Source organism: Clostridium sp. AF37-5 (assembly GCF_003477605.1).
Taxonomy (GTDB): Bacteria; Bacillota; Clostridia; order Lachnospirales; family Lachnospiraceae; genus Eubacterium_F.
The window spans coordinates 59,914-85,489 of the sequence record NZ_QUDR01000010.1 but is presented as its reverse complement, the minus strand read 5'-3'; the positions used below and the strand labels follow the sequence as shown (position 1 = coordinate 85,489).

22 protein-coding genes are annotated in these 25,576 nt (G+C 39.2%); 2 read left to right on the top strand and 20 right to left on the bottom strand.

What is annotated here, in order from left to right; translation table 11 throughout:
- Positions 1-13: 13 nt before the first annotated feature.
- Positions 14-727, bottom strand: a complete 714-nt coding sequence (locus DW019_RS08150; protein WP_182431071.1) for a LytTR family DNA-binding domain-containing protein — start codon at positions 725-727, stop codon at positions 14-16.
- A gap of 219 nt (positions 728-946) precedes the next feature.
- On the bottom strand, positions 947-1,069 hold the full coding sequence (locus DW019_RS15655) for a hypothetical protein (RefSeq protein ID WP_279217643.1): 123 nt from the start codon (positions 1,067-1,069) through the stop codon (positions 947-949).
- Positions 1,070-1,404: 335 nt separating this feature from the next.
- Between DW019_RS15655 and DW019_RS08145 the strand changes: the two genes are divergently transcribed.
- Positions 1,405-2,496: a glycosyltransferase family 2 protein gene (locus DW019_RS08145; RefSeq protein WP_118443067.1), complete on the top strand. Its 1,092-nt coding sequence runs from the start codon at positions 1,405-1,407 to the stop codon at positions 2,494-2,496.
- Positions 2,497-2,506: 10 nt separating this feature from the next.
- Here the strand turns inward: DW019_RS08145 and DW019_RS08140 are convergent, their stop codons facing one another.
- From DW019_RS08140 to DW019_RS08130, 3 genes are all read right to left on the bottom strand, one after another.
- Positions 2,507-5,527, bottom strand: a complete 3,021-nt coding sequence (locus DW019_RS08140; protein ID WP_118443066.1) for a hypothetical protein — start codon at positions 5,525-5,527, stop codon at positions 2,507-2,509.
- 102 nt (positions 5,528-5,629) lie between these two features.
- Positions 5,630-6,586 (bottom strand): tyrosine-type recombinase/integrase, encoded by a 957-nt coding sequence (locus DW019_RS08135; RefSeq protein WP_118443065.1) that lies wholly within the window; start codon positions 6,584-6,586, stop codon positions 5,630-5,632.
- A gap of 61 nt (positions 6,587-6,647) precedes the next feature.
- Positions 6,648-7,010, bottom strand: a complete 363-nt coding sequence (locus tag DW019_RS08130; RefSeq protein WP_118443064.1) for a hypothetical protein — start codon at positions 7,008-7,010, stop codon at positions 6,648-6,650.
- 148 nt (positions 7,011-7,158) lie between these two features.
- On the opposite strand from DW019_RS08130, the gene DW019_RS08125 reads away from it, so the two are divergent.
- Positions 7,159-8,097, top strand: a complete 939-nt coding sequence (locus DW019_RS08125; RefSeq protein WP_118443063.1) for a DUF4868 domain-containing protein — start codon at positions 7,159-7,161, stop codon at positions 8,095-8,097.
- Here the strand turns inward: DW019_RS08125 and DW019_RS08120 are convergent.
- From DW019_RS08120 to DW019_RS08055, 15 genes are all read right to left on the bottom strand, one after another.
- Positions 8,086-8,649, bottom strand: coding sequence for a hypothetical protein (locus tag DW019_RS08120; protein WP_118443062.1), 564 nt, complete (start codon positions 8,647-8,649; stop codon positions 8,086-8,088). The genes DW019_RS08125 and DW019_RS08120 overlap by 12 nt on opposite strands.
- 113 nt (positions 8,650-8,762) lie before the next feature.
- Positions 8,763-11,039 carry a VirD4-like conjugal transfer protein, CD1115 family gene (locus tag DW019_RS08115; protein ID WP_118443061.1) on the bottom strand — a complete coding sequence of 759 codons (2,277 nt, stop codon included), beginning with the start codon at positions 11,037-11,039 and terminating at the stop codon, positions 8,763-8,765.
- Positions 11,040-11,134: 95 nt separating this feature from the next.
- A complete protein-coding gene (locus DW019_RS08110; protein WP_118443060.1) occupies positions 11,135-12,529 on the bottom strand; it encodes a hypothetical protein in 1,395 nt (464 codons plus the stop codon).
- The gene (locus DW019_RS08105) at positions 12,526-13,071 is read right to left on the bottom strand and encodes a hypothetical protein (RefSeq protein WP_118443059.1); all 546 of its coding nucleotides are present in this window, start codon (positions 13,069-13,071) and stop codon (positions 12,526-12,528) included. Before DW019_RS08105 ends, DW019_RS08110 begins: the two co-directional genes overlap by 4 nt.
- Positions 13,068-14,141 (bottom strand): relaxase/mobilization nuclease domain-containing protein, encoded by a 1,074-nt coding sequence (locus DW019_RS08100; protein ID WP_118443058.1) that lies wholly within the window; start codon positions 14,139-14,141, stop codon positions 13,068-13,070. Before DW019_RS08100 ends, DW019_RS08105 begins: the two co-directional genes overlap by 4 nt.
- 27 nt (positions 14,142-14,168) lie before the next feature.
- Entirely contained in the window at positions 14,169-14,498 is a 330-nt protein-coding gene (gene mobC / locus DW019_RS08095) for a plasmid mobilization relaxosome protein MobC (protein ID WP_118443057.1), read from the bottom strand.
- A gap of 247 nt (positions 14,499-14,745) precedes the next feature.
- Positions 14,746-15,486: a hypothetical protein gene (locus DW019_RS08090; RefSeq protein WP_147353016.1), complete on the bottom strand. Its 741-nt coding sequence runs from the start codon at positions 15,484-15,486 to the stop codon at positions 14,746-14,748.
- 87 nt (positions 15,487-15,573) lie between these two features.
- Positions 15,574-17,244 carry a lysozyme family protein gene (locus DW019_RS08085; RefSeq protein ID WP_118443055.1) on the bottom strand — a complete coding sequence of 557 codons (1,671 nt, stop codon included), beginning with the start codon at positions 17,242-17,244 and terminating at the stop codon, positions 15,574-15,576.
- Between the two features lie 459 nt (positions 17,245-17,703).
- Entirely contained in the window at positions 17,704-20,142 is a 2,439-nt protein-coding gene (locus tag DW019_RS08080; protein ID WP_118443054.1) for a VirB4-like conjugal transfer ATPase, CD1110 family, read from the bottom strand.
- A gap of 113 nt (positions 20,143-20,255) precedes the next feature.
- Positions 20,256-21,497: a DUF4238 domain-containing protein gene (locus DW019_RS08075; RefSeq protein ID WP_182431070.1), complete on the bottom strand. Its 1,242-nt coding sequence runs from the start codon at positions 21,495-21,497 to the stop codon at positions 20,256-20,258.
- A 90-nt stretch (positions 21,498-21,587) separates the two neighbouring features.
- The gene (locus tag DW019_RS08070; RefSeq protein ID WP_118443052.1) at positions 21,588-21,950 is read right to left on the bottom strand and encodes a type II toxin-antitoxin system HicB family antitoxin; all 363 of its coding nucleotides are present in this window, start codon (positions 21,948-21,950) and stop codon (positions 21,588-21,590) included.
- Entirely contained in the window at positions 21,937-22,191 is a 255-nt protein-coding gene (locus DW019_RS08065) for a type II toxin-antitoxin system HicA family toxin (protein ID WP_118443051.1), read from the bottom strand. The genes DW019_RS08070 and DW019_RS08065 overlap by 14 nt, the downstream gene beginning before the upstream one ends.
- Positions 22,192-22,207: 16 nt before the next feature.
- Positions 22,208-24,310: a JAB domain-containing protein gene (locus DW019_RS08060; protein ID WP_118443050.1), complete on the bottom strand. Its 2,103-nt coding sequence runs from the start codon at positions 24,308-24,310 to the stop codon at positions 22,208-22,210.
- Entirely contained in the window at positions 24,300-24,425 is a 126-nt protein-coding gene (locus DW019_RS15650) for a hypothetical protein (RefSeq protein ID WP_279217641.1), read from the bottom strand. The genes DW019_RS08060 and DW019_RS15650 overlap by 11 nt, the downstream gene beginning before the upstream one ends.
- Before the next feature lie 20 nt (positions 24,426-24,445).
- Entirely contained in the window at positions 24,446-25,552 is a 1,107-nt protein-coding gene (locus tag DW019_RS08055) for a DUF5688 family protein (protein ID WP_118443049.1), read from the bottom strand.
- Positions 25,553-25,576 lie beyond the last annotated feature (24 nt).

Genomic DNA, 25,576 nt, shown 5'->3' with positions numbered 1-25,576 from the left:
ACCTCGTGTTTAACTACATTTTTTCTTTGTAACTTAAATACTGCTCTTTCACTTTTGCGTATCTTTGTTTTGTCACGGGAATTTCAGCACCGTTTGACAAGTATAGCAAATAGTTATTTATTTTCTCTATATGTACAAGATTCACTAAAAAGCTTTGATGCGTCCTTACAAAATCATAATTCGATAAAATCAACTCCAGGTCGTTAATCTGACCATACATATATAAATTTTCTCTGGTTCTCTCAAACCATAATTGATGTGATTTACTCTCAATAAAAAGAATCTCTTTTAACAGAACTTTCCTCTTTCCCCCTACAAACGGAAATTCCATTTCCTTTTCCTGTTTTTTCTGAAGAATCGTATCCATACATTCCGGCAGCAAGCTTTCCAGATCATCCTTTAATATGTAGCGTACTGCATCCACGTGATACCCTTCAAGTGCATAATCCATCATAATAGTAATAAAAACAATGTCCACATTCTGATTTTTCTCCCGTATCGCATACGCTGTTTCCATCCCATTCATTTCTTTCATTCCAATGTCGAGAAATATAATGTCATATTGTTGCAGGTTATTATCATCGCTGCAAAATTCCAAACCACTTGTAAAAAGATCAATACAAAATATAATCTTCTTTTCTTTAAGATATTGTTCGACTAACCTTTTAATTTCTTCTCGAAAATATTTCTCATCATCACAAATTGCTACTCTTAATTTTAAGTCCATGCACATCCTCCCACCTGTTATCTAAAAAATCAATATTTTTTATTGTGGCAAATCAATTATTTCCATAAAGCAAAAGAACATAAATACATTAACGGAATCAACACATACGTTCCTGTATCTGCTTCCTATAGCGTCGTTCTTTTTTCTCATCTAGTATACCGCAGATAGAACAATATTGCTAGAAAGATATGATTTTTTTTCATAATTATTAGGTTTTTCTCATAACATTTCTTTCATCTTCCTTCCAATCATTTTCCTGACTTGCTTTTCCAGCAAAGCATCCACATATCCTTGTACCCGATACAGATCTTTTGCATCCGGTTTTCGATACTTATATAGCACCGGAATCTCTCCCCCCTTGTATTGCTCGATATGTAACCATATTTAGTATACTTTTGAATCAACCTGGCATTCAACCCATATGTTACATATGAAATCATATGATTTATCGAACTATACAAACATTTACTTCTTAAATCAAGGAAACGATGCAATTTAAAATTTTCATTATTGGATAATTTTCTGAAAATTATAGGATTTCTGTGTGTCGAATTCTTCTGCACAAGACTATTCACATTTGGTACTGATAATAGAATATTATCGGACATTTTAGGAAACACGACGAGACGATAATACATGATTATTGGTTGATAAATGCAATTAAGGAGCGAACGTCTATGTATAAAGCTAGTATAATTGTCACATTAAGTAATGAATATGCATTAACAGAGAATTTTTTTTCCAATTTATTCAATATTATAAATCAAGACATGGATATATTTTGTGTGGTCGATGGTGAAACAGATAGACATACAATTCAATATTTACATGAACTTGAAAAAATGCATTATAATATATCCATTATCTATAACAATGAAAATATTGGTTATTCTAAGGCCAACAATATTGGTGCTTTTTTGTCTTCGTCGCCATATCTTATTTTTTTAAATTCCGATACATTTCCAGTTAATGACTCATTGTATCAAATGGTTAGTTATATGGATGCTTCACCAGAAGTGGGAGTTACACAAGGTTTAATCTTGTATCCTCAAACTAATCTTGTTCAAAGTGCTGGTCATATATTCAGTTTTTACAAAACCACTCATGCATTTGATGGTCTAAATCAGCACTCGCCTATAGTAAATAAAATCGCAGAACGACAAGCGTTAGGATCAGGTTTTTATATAACCAGACGTAGCCTTTTTATGGCAGAAAATGGTTTTAATGAGTTATTTTACAATGCATGGGAAGGCCTAGAATATTCCTTAAAAATACATAATAAAGGTTATAAATGTATGTATTTTCCCAAAGCAAAAGCCTACCATGTAAAGGGTTCTGGGCGGAATCGCAGATTTCGGGATGAATCATATCAGACAGGCTATTTTTGGCATTGCTGGGGAGACAAAATAAAAATGGATATATCGGATATATATTGTATGCAGTTACAAGAAGACGATTACAAATATCAATATTTATTGGTAAATGGAAGTTCTATAAGAGAAAATATATGGTCAATTATTCTTAAAGAACTCCCATTCAAATTTATTGGACAATACAATATTGAAAAATCTATGGTAAAGGACTCAATATCATTAGAAGATTCAGTCCCTGCTTCCTTCTTACAAAGTAAAACCAATATGCTCTTTACAGTAGACAGTTTTAAAGATATCATTAACAACTATCGCATCTTCAATTATAGAAGAACCCTCATGACACACGATATAATTTTAGACCTTCATGGCAATGTTATATACCCACATCTGTGCTAAAAAATGAACTTTACCATACCCTTGGATCTAAGTTATATAAAGGGGAGTCTTTTTTGATATTGTAAACCGTAGCACTAGTTTGTTTGAAGTTTAGATGCATGTTTTCAATTATTTTCTGATAAGAAGTCCCGTCTAGTGCCGAATTTGTATATGGTAATGGCTCTTTATACAAAAAGGTACCTATCATGCTACATAAATATTTGATGCGCTCGCTATTTTTCATAGTAGTAGCAGCTTCTGCTTCCAATAGATGCTGCAGTGCTTCTTTTCTTTTTCCTTTTAAAATGTAGATAACAGCAAGTTTTAAATGACATTTATAGTACTGAATCCAGTATTGATTTTCAAATAGTGCCTCTTGAGCCAACAGCAATTGGCTAATGTTTCCCCTTCCAAGGAGTAACTTAACATATTGAATTTCACATTGACAATCTAAGTGTCTTCTGTATTCGGACGGCAATTCAAAACATACATCTGCAAGTTCTAGATATTTTAAAGCAGATTCAAGATTTAAATGATAAATGCCTTTTGCATAATCCATATATGTGTATCCTAAATGCTCTTTAGCGTTAAATTCCTTGGCTAGACGAATATTTTTTTTCAGCCATCTATTCGCAAGTTTTATATTATCCAACGCAAGATAAGTTACCATCATGCGATTTGTTGCTGTCAAATATGGTCGAGTTTTTAATGGTAAAATATTATTTTCAGAGTCCTTCCAATTTTTTCGAAATGTATTTATATATTTAGGGAGTACCTTGAAATCCGTAAAGTTCCAGTATTTGGCATCAATAACTTGTGATTCTGCCTCAAAATATAAATTATCTTTCAATTTCATTTGATAATTTTGAGTAATTTCACCAAAAAGTTCTTGTGCCCTCTTGCTCGCATCACAATGCATGTAACTAAAAGCCAAAAAATATTTTATAGTGTCCAATTTTTTATGGTTTCCCGTATAATATGCAGTTCTTTTTATAAGAGACTCACACAAAAAAACAACTTTACTATATTTATTTTTTTTGAATTCTTCACGGATAAAATTAAAAATTGAATCAAAATATTCATTATAATATTGAGGATAATATTGCATTAATGAACATTGATAAAATTCTTTTCGCGTAGAATCTTGTACCATGAACTTTTGAAAGTGTAAAACCACTGATTTTTTATATTTATCAATAATTTTTGATGGGATATCTTTGTTCCATCTTTCAAAATTAGGGTAAACATAGCCTTTCTTCTGTACTACAACCTCTTTATTAAGCAATTTTTTTAATTGGTCAAAGTTCATTTTTTGCAAAAGCTCAAAAGGTATGCCCTCCTTCATTATGCAAATAAGCAATAACATAATATTATCAAAAGGAAAAAAACCTTTCTCATATTGTACGGCATCATGAAGAAAATTGTTAATATAAAATTGTTTTATCTCTCCCAAACTTTTGAAATTAACAATTTCCTTAATAAATAATTGTAACAATCCTGGATACTTCAGATAGTGTTTAGTGGGAACAATTTCGTTCAAATTATCAATAGCAACCGCAATATCTTCATTTATTGAATCTATAATTTCATTATTTCCAATATAACCCAAAACTATATTTTCTACATTTGGATAGCTAATCTCTTTTCTGCCTGTTAAAACAAATACAACATTTTGTAAAGGATCAAAGGCTTTTACTATTGCCTCAAATATGTAATAATTAGTCTCGTTTAATAAATTAATATGATCAATGAAATAAATCCGTTCATACGCAAAACTGCTTTGTGTTTCAAATATTCTCTCAGTTCTTGAAAAAATGGAACCCACCAAGATATTTTGAATTGTTGAATAATCTTCATTGTGTAATGCATGAATCAAACATTCAATATTCTTATGATTATAAAAAGAATTTGCAATGTTTTTTTCATGACAATAGCAATTTATAGCATCCGCACTAATACTCAAATCATAAAAATTAAAAGCTAATGTAAAAATCAATCTACAAATATCTGCAACATCGCTCATCTGTCCATTAAAATTTATATATATAATTTTTTGCTGATCTGTAATTTTTTTTAATTGATCGTTTTTAATATTTCTAAGTAACCAACTCTTTCCAGTTCCGTGTGGACCATATATATTATAAATTTTTTTGTATGATGCCTTAATACCATTTTTTATTTGTTGATAACACTGAATCTGGTTTGTAAAGTATTTTCCTGTAAAAGAAAACCGTAATTTGTAATTTCCACAATCAATCCTTTTATTGTTCAATATGTAATACAAATCCAGAGAATATTCTGTGTTGATATTAAAAGTTTCATCTAATTCACTTAAGTTAAGAGAAAAAGTTGTTATTTCTGGTGCTACCGTTTCATTATACAATAATTTACCATTACAATAGAGCGAAAGAGGAATATCATGAAAACCATGTGCAACAAATTCTCCCTCCAAAACATAATTTTTTGATAAATATAATGGATATACCTCCGCCTCATCCAAAACACAATCTATTGTATATGAATCGCTTTTACACAATAGTAAAACACTTCTAAGACGAACACGCGGTTTTTTCGAAATTGAATAGTTTAAGGGGGATTGGAAAAATTTTTCTTCTATACCAGAATTCCTTTTTACCCAATACGCTAAGGCGTAACCATCTACAAATGCAATTTTTTTGATTGTTGATATGTAGTAAAACTTTTTAATGCGATCTATCAAATTACTTCCCATAGAAGTATTAGATATAAAAAAAATTTTAATTAAATTTTTTTCAAAAATAGAAGACACTAATGTAGAATCATATTTTCTAGATGATATATTTTTGTCGGTATGTATTGTATATTTAACTTCTGCCCACATAGAGGTTCCACTAAATTCACAAACACTTTCAAGATCTTTATTTCCATCTCGTGTTGCCTTGGTTAATTTCCAATTTTCTAAAGGGTACTGATCTTTCAAATATGCTTCAACTAAAATTTCAAATTTCCTCGAGTCTTGTATTATCTCCTCTTCATGGTATATTATTTTTTCTCTAAAATTCCAATTTATCATTTCGCATCACCTTAATTGCATTTATCAACCAATAATCATGTATTATCGTCTCGTCGTGTTTCCTAAAATGTACGATAATATTCTATTATCAGTACCATTTCATTATACCACTCCTGTATCCCCCATTTCAACATTTTTCTCAAAAATTTCCATTCGATTTCTAGGATGTTTCATCTTCAAAATCTCCATCTGTTTTTTTGATGCAACTTCAGCATAAATCTGAGTTGTCATGATTGACGCATGCCCCAACATTTTCTGAATAAAGCGTATGTCAACCTCTTCTTCCAAGAGTAATGTAGCAAACGCATGACGAAACATATGTGGCGTAATATGCATTTCAATCATTGCTTCTTGAGTGTAGCGTTGGATCATTCGGCGTGCTGACTGCTCAGAATATCGTTCCCCATAGCGATTAAGAAAGAAAAATTTGCTCGCATCCAATTCCTTTTCCCAATACCTCTTGTATTCTTTCAACTGCACTAACACTTCTTCCGTTCCTATCTGCAGATAGCGTTCCTTCCCACCTTTTCCTTTTATGCAAAATATCCCCTGTTCAATGTCAATATTTTTTTGCATCAAATTACACAATTCCGATATTCTTATTCCTGTAGAAAATAGCGTTTCAACCACCGCTATGTCACGATTTAGCAATTTTCTTTCATATATAGTACTCTCTATGCTTTTTTTGGAGTACATACTACTTAATAATGACTGCAAGATAGAATACGGAATCGAGCGTGGTAAAATTTTTTCTTCCCGAAATTCTGTCCGAATCTTTCTCAAAGGGCTATCATCTATGATTTCTTCATCTTCTAAATAAGAATAAAATGCTTTTATACTAGCAACTTTACGTTTTACTGTCTTTTGTTTGTATGATTCGTGTAGATGCAAAATGTATTGACGAATTATTGCTTTTTCAGTTACCAATTTCTTTTGAACACAAAATTCAGAAAATTGTCTTAAATCAATTCGATATGCACGAACTGTTTTCTCGTCCAACTTTCTTTGTTTTAAACAATAATACAAATATTCATCTATTAGTTCCTGTTGATTCTTCATGATATTCTCCTTTTTCAAACAAGAATACCACGCACACATATTTTCTGCAATTTCGACTCCTTTAAGGACAACTACATTGCTGCATCTCCAGCCCCATCCCCTTCTTCTGCAGCACCTGTCCTTCCTCAATCTCCGGACGGATGATGTTCTTGATCACATCTTCCTCTGCTCCCGCCTGCAGCAGTTCGCGGATCGCTTTTCTTCTTGTCTCGCTCGTCCACTCGGAAGCATAGATATCAAGCAGTGCGAGTTTATCAAAGTTTTCGACAAACCATGCTTTTCGTTCTTCCGCATCCCGTTTCATTTCATGATTTACTGCTGACTGAATCATGCCGGCAGTGATCGTCTTTTCCGCTTCTGCTCCTTTGCCATCTTTTGGGGTGGAATGAATCTTCTTCTCCATCGCATCCAGATCAATCATCATAAAGGAAAAGGCGTCCAGTTCATACAGCCGGATGTTTTTTTCATTTTTTAAACGATAAATTTATGCTATCTTCCTATAAAAAGCATTTACAATTATTCTATATATGGTATAATAAATTCAAAGATATACAATATACAGGAGGTAGCATATGTCGTTTAACAAAATCGAATCTGCAATTATAACTGCAAAACAGATAACTCATTGGGATTTTCATCTAATAGAATACAATCACACAAAAAATCCTAATGAATATGTATGTTACAACATTCCTTTTGCATCCGCTCAATTACTAAACGACATCGTTAGCTCAATGTGTGATACATTCTTAACTATTGTAAAAAAACAAAATAACATTTTAAACTACACTGCCCAAAATCCTAAAAACACAACCGAAAAACTTGATATCACTAGCGAGCTTATGCAATTAAGCTGGCCATCATTAATTGAACATATTAACAATAGTGATGACAATGTTGATTTAAAAGACATTTCAGCGAATGCCTTTGCTTTTGTTGGAAATTATGAAGATACTGACGGCAATAATAAAAATCTTTACTTATTGTCTCGTAAAAATCCAGTTCTAACATTCAAAAAGAGGGTTCCAATTTTATCAGCTAGAAATAATACGATTACAGAAACAACAGAACCTCTGGTTCAATTTGGAAAATCTTTTAGCATACTAATTGTAGATAATACGCTCTATTCGATAAACAACAATTTTGAAAGCATTTTTAACATTGAATATTCTCATAAGATTGTATGTCAAGAACGCCTTCAGGATCTTGAAGCAGCCGATATTGTTGATGATATTTCTTCATATAAGCTATTTGCTTCTTCTGGTCAGAATCCAAAAAAATTTATAACATACAATCCCGAAATAGTAGAAAAGCTAAAGGAACAGGAATACAAAGACATCTTAAAGAATCGCCTTCATATTCCTGTTAATCCTGCTACAGATAAATTTGATTTAAGTGATTCAAAGAATGCAAGGAACTTTACACTTGCAATTTGTGACAAAACCAAAAATAACATGTTTGATAATGGCGTTTGTGAAGTTCCCTCATCCTCCCCAATTTCATTTACTTAAATAGAACGGTTTGTTAAGTGCCGCAACTTCGATTGTATTACCTTTATGGGCAGTTAATGGTTTTTTACTAATCACCATCATTGAAATCGGAGTTGTATCTGGCTCTGCCACCCATTGCATTTCACAAGTATAAAATTTATATCTTTTTATCTCAAACAATAAATTAGCATAAACATTATTATTCCGAACACATAGGAATGCCAAAATCACAAAATAAATTAAAAATTCAAACACACTAACCCATCTTGTAAAATCAAATGCAAATAACGGAAGAATGTAGGATAACAAAAACTCTGATGTTATCCCTTTTTCCTGTTCTGCAGACAATATCTTATATTTTGTATAATTTTGACTCCGTACTCCTCTCATCGAACAAAAAATAATTATTGCTGATAGAAATAATCCAATAGCAATACAACCTATACCAACGACTTCAGATCCTATATAATTATTTGTTTCATCCGTAATACTCATGATATCTAAGAAAAGAATTGTTATCCATAGCGGTATAAATGCAGTGAAAAACATTGCGTATTTAAATAATCTGTTCATAGCGTACCTCCTATTTTTAGGAACATTATATCACATTTTTTCTACTACTAATACTCTGTTTCAGCTATCTTATTCATTAAAATTACAGGAAACATCTAGTAATATCTCAACTATCAATTCCCCTTTCCCTTCATCTCCAGCCACATCTTTTTCTTCTGCAGCACCTGTCCTTCCTCAATCTCCGGACGAATGATGGACTTGATCACCTCTTCCTCTGCTCCTGCCTGCAGCAGTTCGCGGATTACTTTTCTTCTCGTCTCGCTCATCCACTCGGAAGCATAGATATCAAGAAGTGTGAGCTTATCAAAGTTTTCGATAAACCATGCTTTTCGTTCTTCCGCTTCCCGTTTCATTTCATGACTTACCGCAGACTGGATCATGCCGGCAGTGATCATCTTTTCCACTTCTGCTCCTTTGACATCTTTTGGTGTGGAATGAATCTTCTTCTCCATCGCATCCAGATCCATCATCATAAAGGAAAAGGCGTCCAGTTCATACAGCCGGATGTTTTCATTTTTCGATTGCTGCTTTTTGAGATATTCCAATGACCCTTCCCCGATAAAGTCACATTCTTCCATCTGCTGTTTCTGCTTTTCTTTCTGGACCGCCGGGACAAAAGCACCACATTTTCTTGCTTCCAGATATACTTCATGTTCCCACGGGAACCATTTCTTATCCCGGATTGGATTTTCCCCACGCACAAAAATAATACATTCATCATCCGGCAACAGGCGAAGCTCATACTCTAACATCAGCTCCCTGCCAAGCACATCGTAATTCTCACTGTAAGAACCGCTGGTTCCTTTGCTTTCTCCACTGGTTCGTTTGTCGATCGTCCATTTTCCAAGTAGCTTTGAGACATATTCATAGGTGCTTGCTTCATTACCGCCCAGATATATAAAAGTGTCGCAGTTTCCGACAATGCCTTCCCATGCTCCGTCCACAAAAAGCGTTTTTAGCTGTGCCAGGGACTGTAAGATTGGCACACAGTACACACCACGGCTTCTGCAAGTGGCAAGGATCTTGTCAAAGTTATTCGGCATCTTGATATTCGCCATTTCATCCAGCCAGAATCCCACATCCATCGGCAGTTTTCCACCAAAGAATCTCGCCTGCCGGTACAGTTCTTGAAAAAGCAGCGTATATACCATCCCCGGTACAAAGTTAAAGGTATCGTCATCATCCGGAATGATGATAAAAAGGTTGCACTTTGTTTTCCCGTCTCCATCCATTCCCGTTCCAAACTCGTCCAGTGGGATGTCATTGGATGAAAAGATTTCCAAAAGTTCCTCATTATCAAAAGGCTGCATCCGGGCATTGACTGTCATAATGACGGAACGGATCGTTTCATCCGGACCGCCTCTATAACGCTGGTATGCTTTTACGGCCGGATGATCCGGCTTTTTCTTCGCCAGTTCTTTCATGCGTTCATCTAACTTTGGCGGCGTATCTTCATCCACGAACTGTGCCTCATCTAACAGATAAAGAATGGATTTCCAGTTTCTCTGTAGAAGTTCTGCCTTTCCTCTTTTTGGGTTATATACCCCCTTCGGACACTCCATCCATACATATAGAAAAAGGCTTTCTAAGAACATTCGTTCGGCGCGCTCCCAGAAAGGATCCTGAGAAGAATTTTTGATATTTGCTGAGTTTGTATTCTGGATCAGATTCGTCACCAGCTTCGTGATATCGCTCTTACTGCGGATATACGGAAACGGATTGAAATGCATGCTTTTCTCCATTTCACACAAGTTCAGTGTATATACTCTGGTATCCTTCTGTTTCGCCAGCCATGCTCCCAGCTCCTCCGCAAGGCTTCCCTTCGGATCCGTATAGATGTTGCAGTCGTGTAACGACATTAGATTGGGTGTCAGAAAGAATGCTGTCTTACCGGCACCACTGCCACCGACAACCACAATGTTATTATTGCGAAGGGTATCCGAGTCGTAGCGGAAACGCACATTTTGCGATAACACTTTATTTTCCGGAGACAGACCGGACTTTGTTTCTTCTGTCCTTGCGGCATACTTTTCATTGAATGCCCGCACTTCGCCCCATTTGGCAGAACCAAACTCATTGCCGGGCATACGGTTATGGTCACTTTTACTGTATGCCTGAAAACTGCAGATCATCCACAGCAAACCTCCCACCAGAACCATACTGAGGCTTTTGTCATTATAAACTTTCAGCGGATGCAGCAGACACCAGACGATCTGTTCTTTCAATTTTGATATTTCCACATCCATAAGATACAAGCCGCTCAGACTGTAAAATAAATAAAGCGTAGGCAGTAACAAAACCGCACACACTTTGAATAATTGGTGTAATCTTCTTTTTCTGCTGTCACCGGCAACATGCGTTGCACGGGAGTGTTCTTTCTTTCGTTTCATATGGATCCTATATTCCTTTCTCAGCCCACAAAGTTTGAGCTAAAACTATAAATTCGCTGTGTAAAAACGCTGATCATTTATTTCACACAGCTTTCCTATCGTTTCTTAAGGTTTACATCCGGTTTGTGCCGCAAGATCTCTTCCGGTACCGGCTGCCTCTCTCTCCCTCTGCTTCTCTGATACTTCAGACACTCCGCTGCAATGTCTTCATTCTTTTTGCTGTATTTTCGCAGCTCTTTTCCCTCCAGATCAATTTCCCGAACCTCAGAAGTTCCGCTTCGCTTCAGGTATGCCTGCAGCCGTTTTCCATCCTCCGAAATGCTTACTTCTGCCTTATCCAAGGAAATACACCGGACAAAGTCTTTGGATTCCTGCGGCTCCTTTGGAAGATTGGCTATATAGAGATTTGGTGATTCTGCCACCATCTGTGTTTCCATGTCAAAGGTTACCGGGATATATTCCGGACTTTGATAACGCTCTTTCATTTTTTCCAGGGCCAACACTTTCCCCACTGTTTTCTCTGAAACCGGTTCAGGGACAGAAGATTTTTCTTTCATCTCCTGTCCCTGATTAAAAGATGGAAAGATCGCTGCATACTCCGGTTTCAGTTTTTCGATCATTTTCATACGGTCATTTTCCACCGGGGCAAATGCTTTTTCCAGTTTTGCAATATCCAGTTTCACTTTTTCTTTCACTTGGATATTCTGCCTTTGATCCAGTGCATATCCCCAGATGTCTCCCTCTCGTTTCAGGCAGGTGATCACAGTCTGTCCCTCATCCAAAAGAATACAGTCTGACTTTTTGATCCGTATGGCACTGGAAAGATTTTCTCCTAATCTGCCACGGGGAATACGAAACAGATAAGCATCCTTTTCTTCACGCAAAAGAAGAGATTCCACATTGATACTGATTGGAAGATACTCTCTATCCTGTATCCGCTGCTGAAGCTCCTCAAGCTGCTCCTCATGCATCCTGCCTTCATATCCTTTGGCGGCAAGTTCATCCAGATATTCCAGTCCTCCGGGACTTGCCATTCCCATATATTCATCCAGATCGATCTCTTTCGCTTCTTCCCTGAATTTCTTTTTATAGTATTCAATGACCATACGCACGCTCTCCACCTGCTCCGGATTGTATGCGATCTGTGTATAGCCGTCTCCCAGATTTAAGTCCGGCAGCTCCGCAAAAGCTACTTTCATCTTTTTCAAACGGTCATAAAAAGGGATCAGCTCTTTTTCCCCTTCCAAAGGAATATTCAAGATCGTATATCTTCCGCCTGTCATTTTCTCCAGATCAGACAATTTCATGGTATTATGTGTCCCCTCACTGGCATAATGAAGTTTCATCCGATGCTGTAATGCTTTCACCTGTGCGATCTGCACCCCTTTTTCTGCTCCTTTCGCTGAAAAACGGATAGCCTTCCCTAAACCACCCAGCCCTCTTCCATACAATTCAATGATCTGCACTAAGGATTGTAATTCTTCACTCATCTGCGTTCCCTCCTGTTTTTCTTTGCTTTCTCCTGTGGTTCCTGTTCTTTCTCCATCATTTCATAAAATTCGATACACCGTCGTATCTCCATCACATCCTTTCGATTTTTCGCCATCTCAAGAACATCCTCTGCAGGCATCTTTGCCTCCACCGCTTTGCGAAGCTGCTCAATCTGTGCCGCCGACAATCCGGTGTCTCTGATAACATACTCCATCACTTCTTCATAACCCTGTTTTGACTGATTGCCAACGGACTGATTGTGAGCCAAATACTCTGCGAGGATCATCTGCAGTCTCTCTGCCGGATTCTCCATTCTTTGAATTTCACCATTAGATTCCGGTTCTATCCCAAATAAAATACAGAGCATTTTTTCATGCTTTGCAAGCAAATCCGATGTGTCTGCTGTCAGATAACTGGCGATCTGTTTTTCCGTCAAGCCGTAGCTGGCACCAAGAAATACTAAAGTCCATTCGCCATCTGTTGCTGAAATACCGTGCTTTTTTATCAATGTCTTTATCAATGTCATTTGTTCTTCCGTCACCTTGTTTTATTCCTCCCTTGCTTCATCACTCGTATCAACTCTCTCTGTACCCTTCGTGCTTCTTTACGATTTACATAAACACCACATTTTCTGGTTTCATTCTTCATCTTTTGAAGCACTCCGACGCTCCGCTCATGCATATAAAGCGGTGTACCTGTCCGCCGGTACAATCTTCTTGCCTCCAGCACTTGACGCACCATTATTTTCTGGTACTCTGACATTTCACCATAGGGGATAAACTGATAGTTTCTACTCATTGCCCAGTCAAGTTTTCTGTTCCTGCCTGTGGGCAGTTCTTCTTTTCGTGCCTGTCTTTGCGATGCGATACGCCTGTCGATATCCACCGGCATATACCCCTCACTTAATCGGTAACTGCGGATTGCTTTTCCTCTCCCCGGCGGTGTAAGGGCAAGGTAGACACCATGCTCTCTTGAAACTCCTTCCCACAACTGGTAATAGTGATCCTGCACCATTCTTCTCTTAAAATCTGCATAGGATCTGCTTTCGAGTATGCACTGGTCAATGTCCCGTTCCACCTGCTCTTTTCCGGTCCGTTTGCCATCCTTTTTTTCATAATCTGTTGAATAATCCAATGCCGGATCCTTTTCCTTTAATGATCTGGTATGATATTTTTCTGCCAGCCGGTTTGTCAGTGGTCGTATCACTTTCTCCCAGTCTCCTTTTTGATAACGGTACTTTCCACCACTTCTGCTGACAGAATTAAAGACCAAGTGCATGTGCATATGGTCTCTGTCTTTATGAACCGAACAGGCATAGTCATACGCCCCGGCAAGATATTCTTCTGTCCATTCCTTTACAAACTCCATAGCCTGCTCCGCCGGTATCGTCTCATCCTTTGAAAAAGAAAACTTAAAATGATAACCTTCTCTGGTGCCGTGCGTAGGACGAAGCTGCTTTGTCAAAAAGAAGGTATCTAAAATCTGCTCCGATGTCACCCCTGCATTGCTGAAGCACAGACCATCCGTCTTTCTTTCATTGAAGATATACGGAATGGACTTTCTTAAATGTTCCTTTGTCTTGATGGCATCCATCTTGATGATTAACGACATCACGCTCCCTCCGTTTCTTATATTTCCTTATGCCCCTTTCATAAGCCGGATGGTGCTTTTCATCATTCCATAAACTTCATCCAGCTTTTCTAACAGATCTGCTCTCGGTTCCACATAATTGTGTTCGTTATACTTTTTTGCGATCTGATTGATGTTGACACCGATCTTGTTGATCTCATAGATCATCTGCAGAATCGAACCTTCAAACTCGTCCCTTGTCACCTCCGGCGGACATTTGGCGATACTGCGGATATATTCACTCATGGTTTTATGCTGATCGTTTGCCTGTCTTGACAGGGCAGCTTTTTCCATCGGCGTCATTCTCACTCGAAGGATCTCTGTTTTTGCGTCATTCATGCGGTCACTCCCTTCTTATGTTTGGACAATTTGTCTAAACGCTATTTTTATCTTTTTTTGTCTCTTTTTGTCTGGACAATTTGTCCAAACATAGTGTTTTCTGAGCTTTATCTGCTTTATTTTGACACATAAAATGTGCCTTTTCCCTCTCTCATTCAAGCCCTGCAAGATACGCATAATGTGGACACATCTATGCTTTATCTTGTAAGGGATGGATCCCTTATACCCTCTGATAATGAATATAATATTACTTCTTTGTTCTTTTCTTCTTAACCTTCTTTTTCACCGGCTTCTTTTTTGCTTTTTTCTTCTTAATCGTTTTTTTCTTTTTTACCTTTTTCTTTTGCAGCTTCTGTTTTTCCGCTTTCTGCTCCTGTTCCAGTTTTTGCTGTTCCTCCTGCAACTGCTTTTCTTTCATCTGATTGATCTGGACTTCCGTATAATCTGTTTTTGAAACAGACACCTGACAACTTTTCAGATTATAATTGCACTGATAAACACTGCCATCAGTCAACAGGATAAAACTTGTCACATCAAAGGCTTGTGTCTGTTGATAAGTCAGCTTTCTGACTGAGCTGCAGTTTCTTTCCTGACATCTCTGAACCAACTGCGTTTTTAACTCTTCATAGGCTGTCTCCGACATAAACCCCAAAAAGGGTTCCAGATCCGTCATGTCTACAGACACATCATTATTTGAATCATCTGCCGTGGAATCCGTTTTTTCACCCTCCGACTCAACGCCTGTTTCTATATTCTCTATCGCAACACCTCCTCCGGATGCTGCCTCAGCTCCGATAGCAGTTCCACTGGCAGTCTCGGTTCTCGCAGCATTTTTCCGACTCTCATTCTTTGGCATGATCACGCTTTTTGTCACTGCTCCCAGAATGATCATCAAAAATAAAGCTGCGCCCACCGCCGCCATAACAGTCTGCCTACCAAGTCCTCTGTCTCGTTGTTTCCAGTAAAATCGCCGTATTTTTCTAAGCATAGTCTCCTCTCTTTCTGCGTCTGGACAATTTGTCTAAACGCTTGCTTTCTGTCCTCTGACGCCATGTTTGGACAAATTGTCCAGACGCTACTTCTTGTCCCACTTCTTTAGTCTTCTGAAATATGTAAAATTCGTATATACCCCAAACATCGCACCTTCAGTATTCCCTGTCAAAGAGGATCCACTGGAACTGGTACAGTGAAGCCATACTACTCTGCCATCTTTCAGTTTCCCACAGTAAATCCCTACATGATTTGCTCCGCCGGTTTCACCAGTCTTGCTTTTTAGTCCGATATCGCCCGGCTGCAACTGATCAGCAGAAATATCGTGAAACTTTTTGGAGCCGATAAAGGTTGCCGTCGTGGAGCTATATGGCACACTGGTCACTCCTGCCTTATGAAATGCCCATGCCGAAAAAGAAGAACAGTCCAAAAACTCAGGCTTGTCTCTTCCGTCTGCCTGCCGTTTCTCCATGCTGTATTTTACACTTCCGATCAGGGAGGCACCTTTCTCGACCACATCCCATGCCTCTGCCGGTGCCGTATTGTTTTTCTTTAACTCTTCTAAGATTGTTTTGGCAGATTCATTGGATACGCTCGTTTCTTCATTCATCACATAGTACCGCAGGACATGAGGCACATACTCCACATCCCCGTAAGAAGCATAACCAAGCTCAGCACACATCTTTGCCGAAAAGATCTGTGCATTTTCTTTGGTATAACAGCCATAGTTTTTGAGTGCCCAGTCAATGTAGCCATTGCCAAAGTTATATCCCTGCAGGGCAAGGGAAATTCCTTTGATGTCATTGGGATCTTTGCACTTTGCTTTTGTCAGGCAGTCTGACAGTTCATGTGTCCCACAGTCTATGCTTTCCTCTGCACTGTCGATAGGCGGATTCACATTATAATAAGACTGCGCTGTCTGCATCACATCCGGCGGATTTCCTCCACTCTCCTGCTCGATCATGGCAAGACACAAATCCACATAATCATCAATACCATATTTTTCACAATACTCTGAAACCATCTCCCGGTAACTTTCTGTCTTTTCCGATACCTGTGCCTGATAGGTTCCACCCTGTGATCCATTAGCGGCACCACCGGAACCGACAACAGCACCGATTGCCCCGACAATCACAGCAAGCAGAATAATGACAAGCAGCACGATCCACACGACCGGATTCGCTGCCACTGACCTCACGATGCTCTGCATTGTCTTAGCAAGTGTTTTTGCAGCCTGCGTTCCCGCTTTTGCACCTGTCTGAACCGCCTGTGCAGATTTCTGTGTAGATTTTCCTGCAGCCCTTCTCTGTGCTTTTTTGTATCGGTTTCGTTGTACTAAAGTCCGCATACCTCCCCTTGCCACCCGACTGCTCTTTTGAACCGCCTCTCTGGATAAAGCAACTTGTGGCTCATCCGTATGAGCAAAGTCTCTTTCTTCATAAGCATTATCTGCCACGCTGCTTCCAAGCAGCATCAGATGCATGGATTGCACCATAAGATCTTTTGTTTCATAAATAGAAAAAAGGACTCGTTCACTTTTGGATGAACTGCCCTTTTTCTTTCTTTTGGCTTTATTCTGTTTTTCAATCCCCTTTTTCTTTACCCGGCTTTTCTTTTGGTTTCTTGTTTTTTCTTCCTTCGCCATTACTTTGGCTTTCTTTAACATTCGCTGTCTGGAACGGTAATCCAGACTCCCAAATACTCTCTTTGCCGGCTCACTCAAGGATTCAATGACCTCTCTGTCAAGCTGATCCATTGATCACCACCTCCGATTTCTCATCATAGGACTTCGTGAGATTTTCAATTTTCTGTTGAATCATCTGGAGAAATGTGATATATTGATATTAGAAAAGGAAAGCACCCACTCCAAAGTGGATGCTCCCATCAAGGTTAAATGTCCTTACGGACACCGCCTATCCTGTTTGCAGACAGGATAGGCATTTTTATTTTCGCTTGTTTCTCTTGTCGAGAAAGGCAAGCAACGCTATAACAAGACTACCGAAGGCACATAACAATGTCAATATGCCCAGGAAAATCGAAAGGATTTCAAAAGCTGTCATTGGCGCCACCTCCCTTCCTATGTATTCCGGCAAGCCGGTCATTGGTGTTGGGAGGCTACCACCCTGTCATGGGTACTTTCCTATGGCTTTCGCCATGCTACTAATATATCATTTTTCCTGTCACAATTCAACGATTTTCGTCAATTCACTTGTCCCTATTTTTCCACTGTCTGCTTTACATTTTTATCTTTCACCATCTCATGAAAATTCGTATTAAATAACTGATACAGACTGCTGTCCTTTTCCATTGTATTGTCAAAGGGCACGATCTTATCTCCAAATCGGATAAGCCCTGTTCCCGGCTCTACTCCATTGACACAGGCAAGCTGCTCCGATGAAATATCAAACAGATCTTCCACCGCTTCTTTATCCATTGTGCCCTGGTCAAGCAAAAGCATAAACTCCGAATTGGATACCATTGTTTTCGTGGAACGGTTCCGTTTTGCATCTATAAGATTCTGGCTCATGCCGGTACAGATACCACCCCGCTTGCGGACCTCACGCCACATCTTTTCCAATGCATGTAAGCTGTATTCCTCTCCCCAGAGTTCATGCATTTCATCCACATAAACCCAGGTGGCAACTCCGTCAGACTGATTGTATTTGATCTTCGCCGTGATGCTTTCGATCATCACAAGCATTGCCATCGCACGCATCCGCTTTCCAAGCTCCGAAAACCCATATACGGTAAAGCGGTTCTCATCGGATATGGACTGTTCTCGCGCAAAAATATCCAGCGTACCATCCGCAAATACCTCCAGCTGCTCCACGATTTCCTTTGCCGCTTCGTTATCATCATATAATTCCATGATCCTGTTTCGCATCACAGGAATGGTTGGCGATTCCGGTCGGTTCTTTCTTCTTCGTTTATCCTTTCTTTTCCTAAAATATTCCTCATACATGCTGCTGACTGCCTTATCGATCACAGCGATATGACGGCTGGTAAGCGGTGCCGGTTTCAGCGCCTGCTCACAGATAGCATACGCAAACTCTGCTTTTTCTGCCACAAAGCGGTCAATATCCGGCACCTCGTCCGGCACATGAAACGGATTGACATAAAAAACATTTTCCGCTGACTGTGTCAGATTGATATACTGACCACCCCATGCTGCAGCAATGCCTTTGTACTCACCCATTGGATCTACCACGATAATGTCATCCTTTGAGAAGCACAGCACCTGTCCCATTTCCGATTTCTCATTATAAGATTTTCCGGAACCGGGTACTCCAAATACCATCCCGTTTCCATTCTTTAACAGTTTTCGATTTCCAATGATCAGATTTTTCGATACCTTGTTAAATCCATAGCAGTATCCCAGATCATCATGGATTTCCTGCACATTGAACGGAATAAAGATTGAAAGCTCCTCCGATGTAATGGTCCGCATCGTATTCACAAATCTTGCACCCGTCGGCAGAGAAGTATTCAGTGCGTCCAGCTGCCTGTGTGAATGGGGAACGATATCCATGTTATGTGTTTTTCCTATGATGCGGACTTTTTCCGTCCGCTCCTCCAGTTCTTCTCTGGACGATGCTTTGATAACGATCGTGATCCCCACATAAAGCAGCCGTTCATCAAAGGAAGAAATGCGGTCTAGCATCTCCTCCGTATCTCTTTGCTGCTTTCTTCTCTCATAGTTGATGTTGGTGGAATAATCACCATTTTCGTTTTTCAGCTCCTGTTCCCGGTTAATGCTCCGCTCATTTGACATATATTTCTTCATCACCATCTGATAAGCCACATCATTGTCAAGCGGCTCCACATCCATTGTATAGATAAGAGGAAAGTTCATGTTGGTAAGCTCATTTAAAAACTGGTCGGTAAGTCCGTTCGGATATTTTCGGATAAACATGACGCAAGCGCAGTTTCCACCCTCCATCTCCAGATGCTCCGGATACTCCCGCAGAGAAGTATTGATAATGTCATTTCGCCAGTCACGCTTCAGATGCAGATATTCATTCCAGTCAAAAGAAAAAGATGCCTCGTCACCCATGCGGTAATAACTGTGCAGTGCCCGCAAGCGTTCCGTGGCATCGAGTGGGATCAGGCAGCTTCCCAGCCGGTGAAATAACTGCCGAATGGAAAACTCTATGGTATTGAAATAATTCTTTGCACTCTCATAATCCGGCTTTCTGCAGGTGACTATGAAATACTTGGATTGCAAAAGTCCTCCCCGTCCTTCCTGCAGACGCTCTTCGATCATTTGGTGGTATTCCCTTGCCAAAGGCTCCCGTTCTTTGCTCACTGCCTTCTGCAGGATCTCCTCCCGCAGCTTTCCGTTATCGGCATAATGGTTGGACACGATGATCTTGTAACTGACATTCATGGAACGAAGCAGCGTTTCAAACCGTTTCCCGGTTTCTTCCTTTTCTTCTTCATCCTGCGTGGAAAAGTTGATATCCTCAAACAGATACATCCTGTCAAACTGATGCAGCTTCTTTTTCCCACCGTCTTTGTTAGTCGGACTCTCCAGCTCAAAGATACCGTTTTCAGCAATCCGGTAGATGGGAATGGTATCCTGAATGCACAGCGGAACCTTGTAAATGCGTTCCGTCTGCGGTGTAAGCGTGTCCTTTCTGAATATGTTTAGCATTTGTTTTCGCCTCCTGTTCTGTATTTTTGTGTACGAAAAAAGAACCACCGGAGCAGTTCTTTTTTCATGTGATATTAAGTTGTTATCTTGTATGTTAGATTTTCCAATTAAAATTATATTCCATTTACATCTTTATTAATAATGGCATTAACTGGTACCGTCTTTAACTTTTTCATGAGTTCTGGAGTAATAATTCTATCTTTCTTTGGAACATTCCAGTAATCATCTAAATACTTTAATAAAACTTTCGAATATCTCTGTTGTTTTTTCCAATGTTCTTTTAATGTTATGTCAGAAATAAAATTGGGATCCCGATATATGCGACACAATATTGCCAATCTTATCTCATACGAGTATTCTCTTTGAAATGTTTCACGAAAATCACCCGGAATTTTTCTCAATAGTTTAGGCAAACGCAAAATAGGAATATTATAATAATATGGTATACTTTTTGATTTTGTCGAAAAAAAAGTTCCCACTCCATCATTTATGGTATTTGTTTTTTGCATTTTATTAAATTGTTCTCTTTTGCAATTTAATGTTTCACTATTAATTATATTATTAAAGTCTCCAGCCGCTTTTCCCAGTAGTCGTTCATCTGCACTAACATATTGGTATTGATTAAATATTTCAACCTCCCTCTCATCAGAAATTTTATTTGGCAGTTCACCGAATACCTTTTCATCATAAAAAAATATTATTTTCCAAGGAGATATCGGGAAAAAAATAACCTCCCCAACTGAATTCAAACCAGCTCTATAGATGCCTAACGGATTTATAATTATAATTGGTACATCCGATGTAATGAGTTTCATCTCTGTTTCATTAGTAATAACCTTCATTTTTAGATCGCTAATTACCGGTATTGTTTCTTTCACAATTGACAATCCAAATTCAGGCGTTATTTCATTTTGGATTTTATTTTCAAGTAACTCATTAAACGTCTTTCCGTCTGCCACATTCCCAAATTGTTTTTTGGAAACAGCTTCCATTACATTAGTTACCATTTCCCTATTGTGAGACAGCATTGCCTTAGTTCTACTAATTTGATATATAACAAATTCCCTAATACTTTCAATATCGCCTTCCGCAAAAGCATCATCATTTACATTCTTAAACGCTATGCTCCATCTATTCTCCATTTCAGCTAATGAATTTTCTGTTTTGCCATCCTGACCATAAAAATAATCTTCCGAGCATACAGAAGTAGTGGGTATGTTTTCCCTTAATATATTATCTTTGAATTGGTAAAATGAAATCAAAACCTTTTCCTTCTTTGTACCAGCATTTCTTATATTACTAAAATATTTCATATAAAATCGTGGCACATAATGCTGATTTTTTGTGATTTGCATATACATTCCCTTCCTTGCAATAATAATTATAATCGCAAGCACAACAGCTTTCTATTTAACTCTGTAATACTTCCTTATCTGCATCATCTTTCACTTTGAAAGCATTGCATCGTTCCGTGAAAGCAGATAAACACAATACTGGTTCATGCTTATCCCCTCTCTCTTAGAATGCTCTGCAAGAGATCGGTGCAAACTGCGAGGTATCCTTAACTTAAACTGTCCGGAATATTCTTCCAAACTGTCCGGCTCATGAATCTCGATTCCTTCCTCCAATGCTGCCTGCAGCCAGGATTTCTTTGCATCCTGAGCATTTGTAATGGCTGATTCCATTGTTTCTCCACAGGTAATGCATCCCGGAAGTTCCGGATAAGAAACCACAAAACCGCCTTCCTCTTTGTCCTCAACGATCTCCATACGATAATTCATATTCATGTAATCATCAATCGTTCTCATCATTCATCGCCTCACTTTCCACAATCTGCTTTACCATCTCAACATATACCTTTTTAATCGGCTCATGTTTTGGTATCGTAATCGGCTGACAGCCGCTTTTTCGAAATGTATAATGACTGCTTCCGCCTTTGGGAGCATTCATTTCATAGCCATAACTTTCCAATACTTTCCGCAACTCATCAAAGCGTAAATCCTTTGATAAAGTGCATATTTTTCTTAATAGTTTATCCCATTTTGACATTCATAATTCCTCCTACTTATAGTATATATGGTGTCGTATTTGGTGTCAATCTTTTTTCTTCTATTTTGTCCCTTGCCTCCTGTATCACCAATGCTGCATCCTGATTTCCAATCTTATCTCTACTACATAGTTTTTCCGCAAGTTCCCTTGTTTTACGCTCATCTTTCATCTGCAAACCATACTCCCGGATCAGACTTTTCTCTACTTCTGAAAAAAGACTCTTTCCCGGATCCAGTTCCCGAAGAAGCAGCTCCGTCGATATTCTCTCCGGCACTTTCCCGATCATTCCGACTTCCGGCAGATTTTCGATCAGTTCACATATTTTTTCAATGGCAGCCTCTTCTTTACAGATCACCGGATAGTACTGCATCATATCCAGATCGATCTTTTGTCCAGATAACAGATCTAACTGCTCATCTTCCAAATCGGTTTGTCCCGGCGTATGCACTAAAATCCCGATAGATGGGATCCCATTCAACGAGCTGTCTTGAAACTCTTTCCACAGTGCGATTGCTTCCTGCACATCTTTGATATCATCCCGGTATCGTCCCATACTATGAAATTCACCGCATTCCGCAACCGTATAGGTCACTTCCGGTGGCACATAATGACTTCGTTCCAATGCCTCTTCAAATTCCTCCAGATTAACAGGGATAAGCTGCAATTCTTCTGTAATCTCTCCCTTTATCCTGTCAGTATCCGGCTGCTTTTTCAAATCACCAACAATCTCATCCAATGCCTCATAGATGGAGATCTCCGGATCATCATAAACGCCACCATCTAGTTCTGTGAAATCTGAATCATAGATTGTATAATCATATCCTTCCGTTGCATCCTGAATATAAATGTAGCGGTCAGCGATGGAAAATGCCAGTTCGCTTTCCATAAAATAGACTGCCTGCTGTAAAAAAGCGGTCAGACTTCCTGATTTTTTTTCTTTGATGGGATTGATATCCACCTTACAGCCTCCAATACAAAAATCATCTTCATGAAACAGGTTAAACAGATCATCTTCTCTTGCAGTTCCCTGATACTCTGCCACTATATCAATATCAGAATCTTCCTTTTCCATCCCCCGGCTTCGGCTTCCATACAGCAGCACTTCACCGAATTGTATCGGCAGGCCCTGCTCTCGCACTTTTTTATGAAGGTACTCTCTGACATTGTTTTCAATCTCCTCTGCCTTTCTCCCATCTACCGGGCGAAAGTATTTTTGTGTTTTCTCCCGGAAATCTGATATTATTTTCTTTTCTGCTTCGGTTCGCACAAACCTTTCCTCAAAGAAATTTTCCAGTTTCTGAAATCCAAATGAATCCACATAAAATGGTGTTTTCTTCCCATCCGATTCCAGCACGATCACATCACTGACCGACAGCGAATGCCCGGTAAAATTATCCGGACGGTGTATATTGAACCGTTCATACAGCGTATCCAGTGTTTCTCCCGGCTTTAATTCCCCTTTATATTTTGATTCGTAGTCACTTACATTGACCGGAAGTTGCTGTTGTCTGATATACCGTGTCCCCATAAACCGGTATGCTTCGCCATTACTTCCATCCTTAATCTGCAGGATTTCATAGGTAACCGGAGACACCTCTGAACCGGTTGCCTCCTCTCTTACCAGATCTGCTACATGTGCCATCGGCTCCATATAATTTTTTCGGTCAAACAGTTCCGGCAGATGTTCCCGCATACTGAAAGTTTCCCCGGTTCTTCCGGCAACAATGATGTGGTCCTGCAGCTCAATATCAAGAAAGCTCCCGGCATACATCATCTTTCCGGTGACTTCACGGTCTTCCCTGCTCGGTGCGAGACTTGACGAGGGATGGTTATGAAGCAGTATCACTCTGGCAGCATTACTCAAAACCGCCGATTTATACACTTCCCTGCCGGTCACCAAAGAAGCATTGATACTCCCAATGCTTACGATGTTAAAGTTGATGGGGTGGTTCTTTCCATCCAGATTGACCACGCAGACCTCTTCCCGGTCAAGCTCTGCAAGTATCGGTGCCATGATAGAAACAGCTTTTGCCGGTGTGTCGATCGGCTCCATACTGAAGACTCCCTCTTTATCCACCAATTTCAGCCGGACATCCACCTGCTTTAATTCATGATTCATCGGCAGCCACCTCCACTGTTACGGTAAGTATCTCATTGTCATCCTTTTCCATAATAAGTTTTTTCAATTCTTCCAGAGAATGAATCTCGATGCTCTCTTTCATTTGCTCACTCATGTAAACCTCCGTTCTTTTTGTTACCGGCTTCTTCCACTGTGCTTGATCGGCTCATGAACCTGTTCCTGCGTTTTTGTCTCATACGCAGTCTTTTCCTCCATAACCCCCATTGCAAGTCCTTGTGAAATGTTCTTTCCCTGCTCCTGTTTTAATTCCTTTCCCGGAGCACAAATGCTTAGCTTGTGCGTCTTGGCATCATACTCATACACCTGATCCGAAAGAATCTCCCCTTCCGCCACCTGCGTGGCATTGACATCCTGCACCATATTCCGAAGTTCTTTCGGATCCATATCCTCACTTTTGGGCATGATCAGCACTTCATGCACAGATGACGGGAGAACAAAATAGTCTCCGCCCACCTTTTCCGCTATCATTTTCTGGATATTGTCATCGATAATGCAGGCTGCTCCATTGATCTTGCATTCATTACTCAGGCAGTACAACTCCGGTCCCCCTGTCGGAACCATCTCTTTTGCACACTCTTTCGCTTCTTCTAACGGCATCCCTTCCCTTCTTGAAAATTCATCGGCAAAAAGTTCGATCATCATTTCCTGCAGCGACTGAAATGTAGGAGGAAATAACCGCCCCATGTTATCCATTGCCAAACCATGCAGCTCCTCCTTGTTCACACCGTACCCTTCCAGCATTGCATCCGTGATCATCAAAGAACCGAGAGTCCTTGAATCCCCTGTCATCTTGATATGATAAGTGACTGCAAGATCTTCCTTCTGTGTATATGGTACATGTTCCAGGCGGCTGCTGTTCTTTTCAAGATTCACCAGTTTCGGAAAGATATTGTCTTTGACTGCCTCAAAGTTTCTGATATCTTCTACATTGAGCTGAAAATCTCTTGTGAGTGCCGATCCCATATTTTCCACATAGGTATCGGCTATCTCTGCAACGATCTCATCCAGATCTCTTCCATTTTCATACTGCTCATATAGTGGATTCAAATAAATATTGGGAGAAAGATTGCTGTCCGGATCGTGAATATTTAACCCATCTAACATAACATCATTGTTTTTTACCATCTGATGCACCGTGATCTCTGCCTGCTCAAATTTCTCCGGCAGATAATCTGCCACATTTTCTTTTACATAATCCATAAATTCCTGATAATTCTTCATGTCGATTCACCTCATATTCTTTCT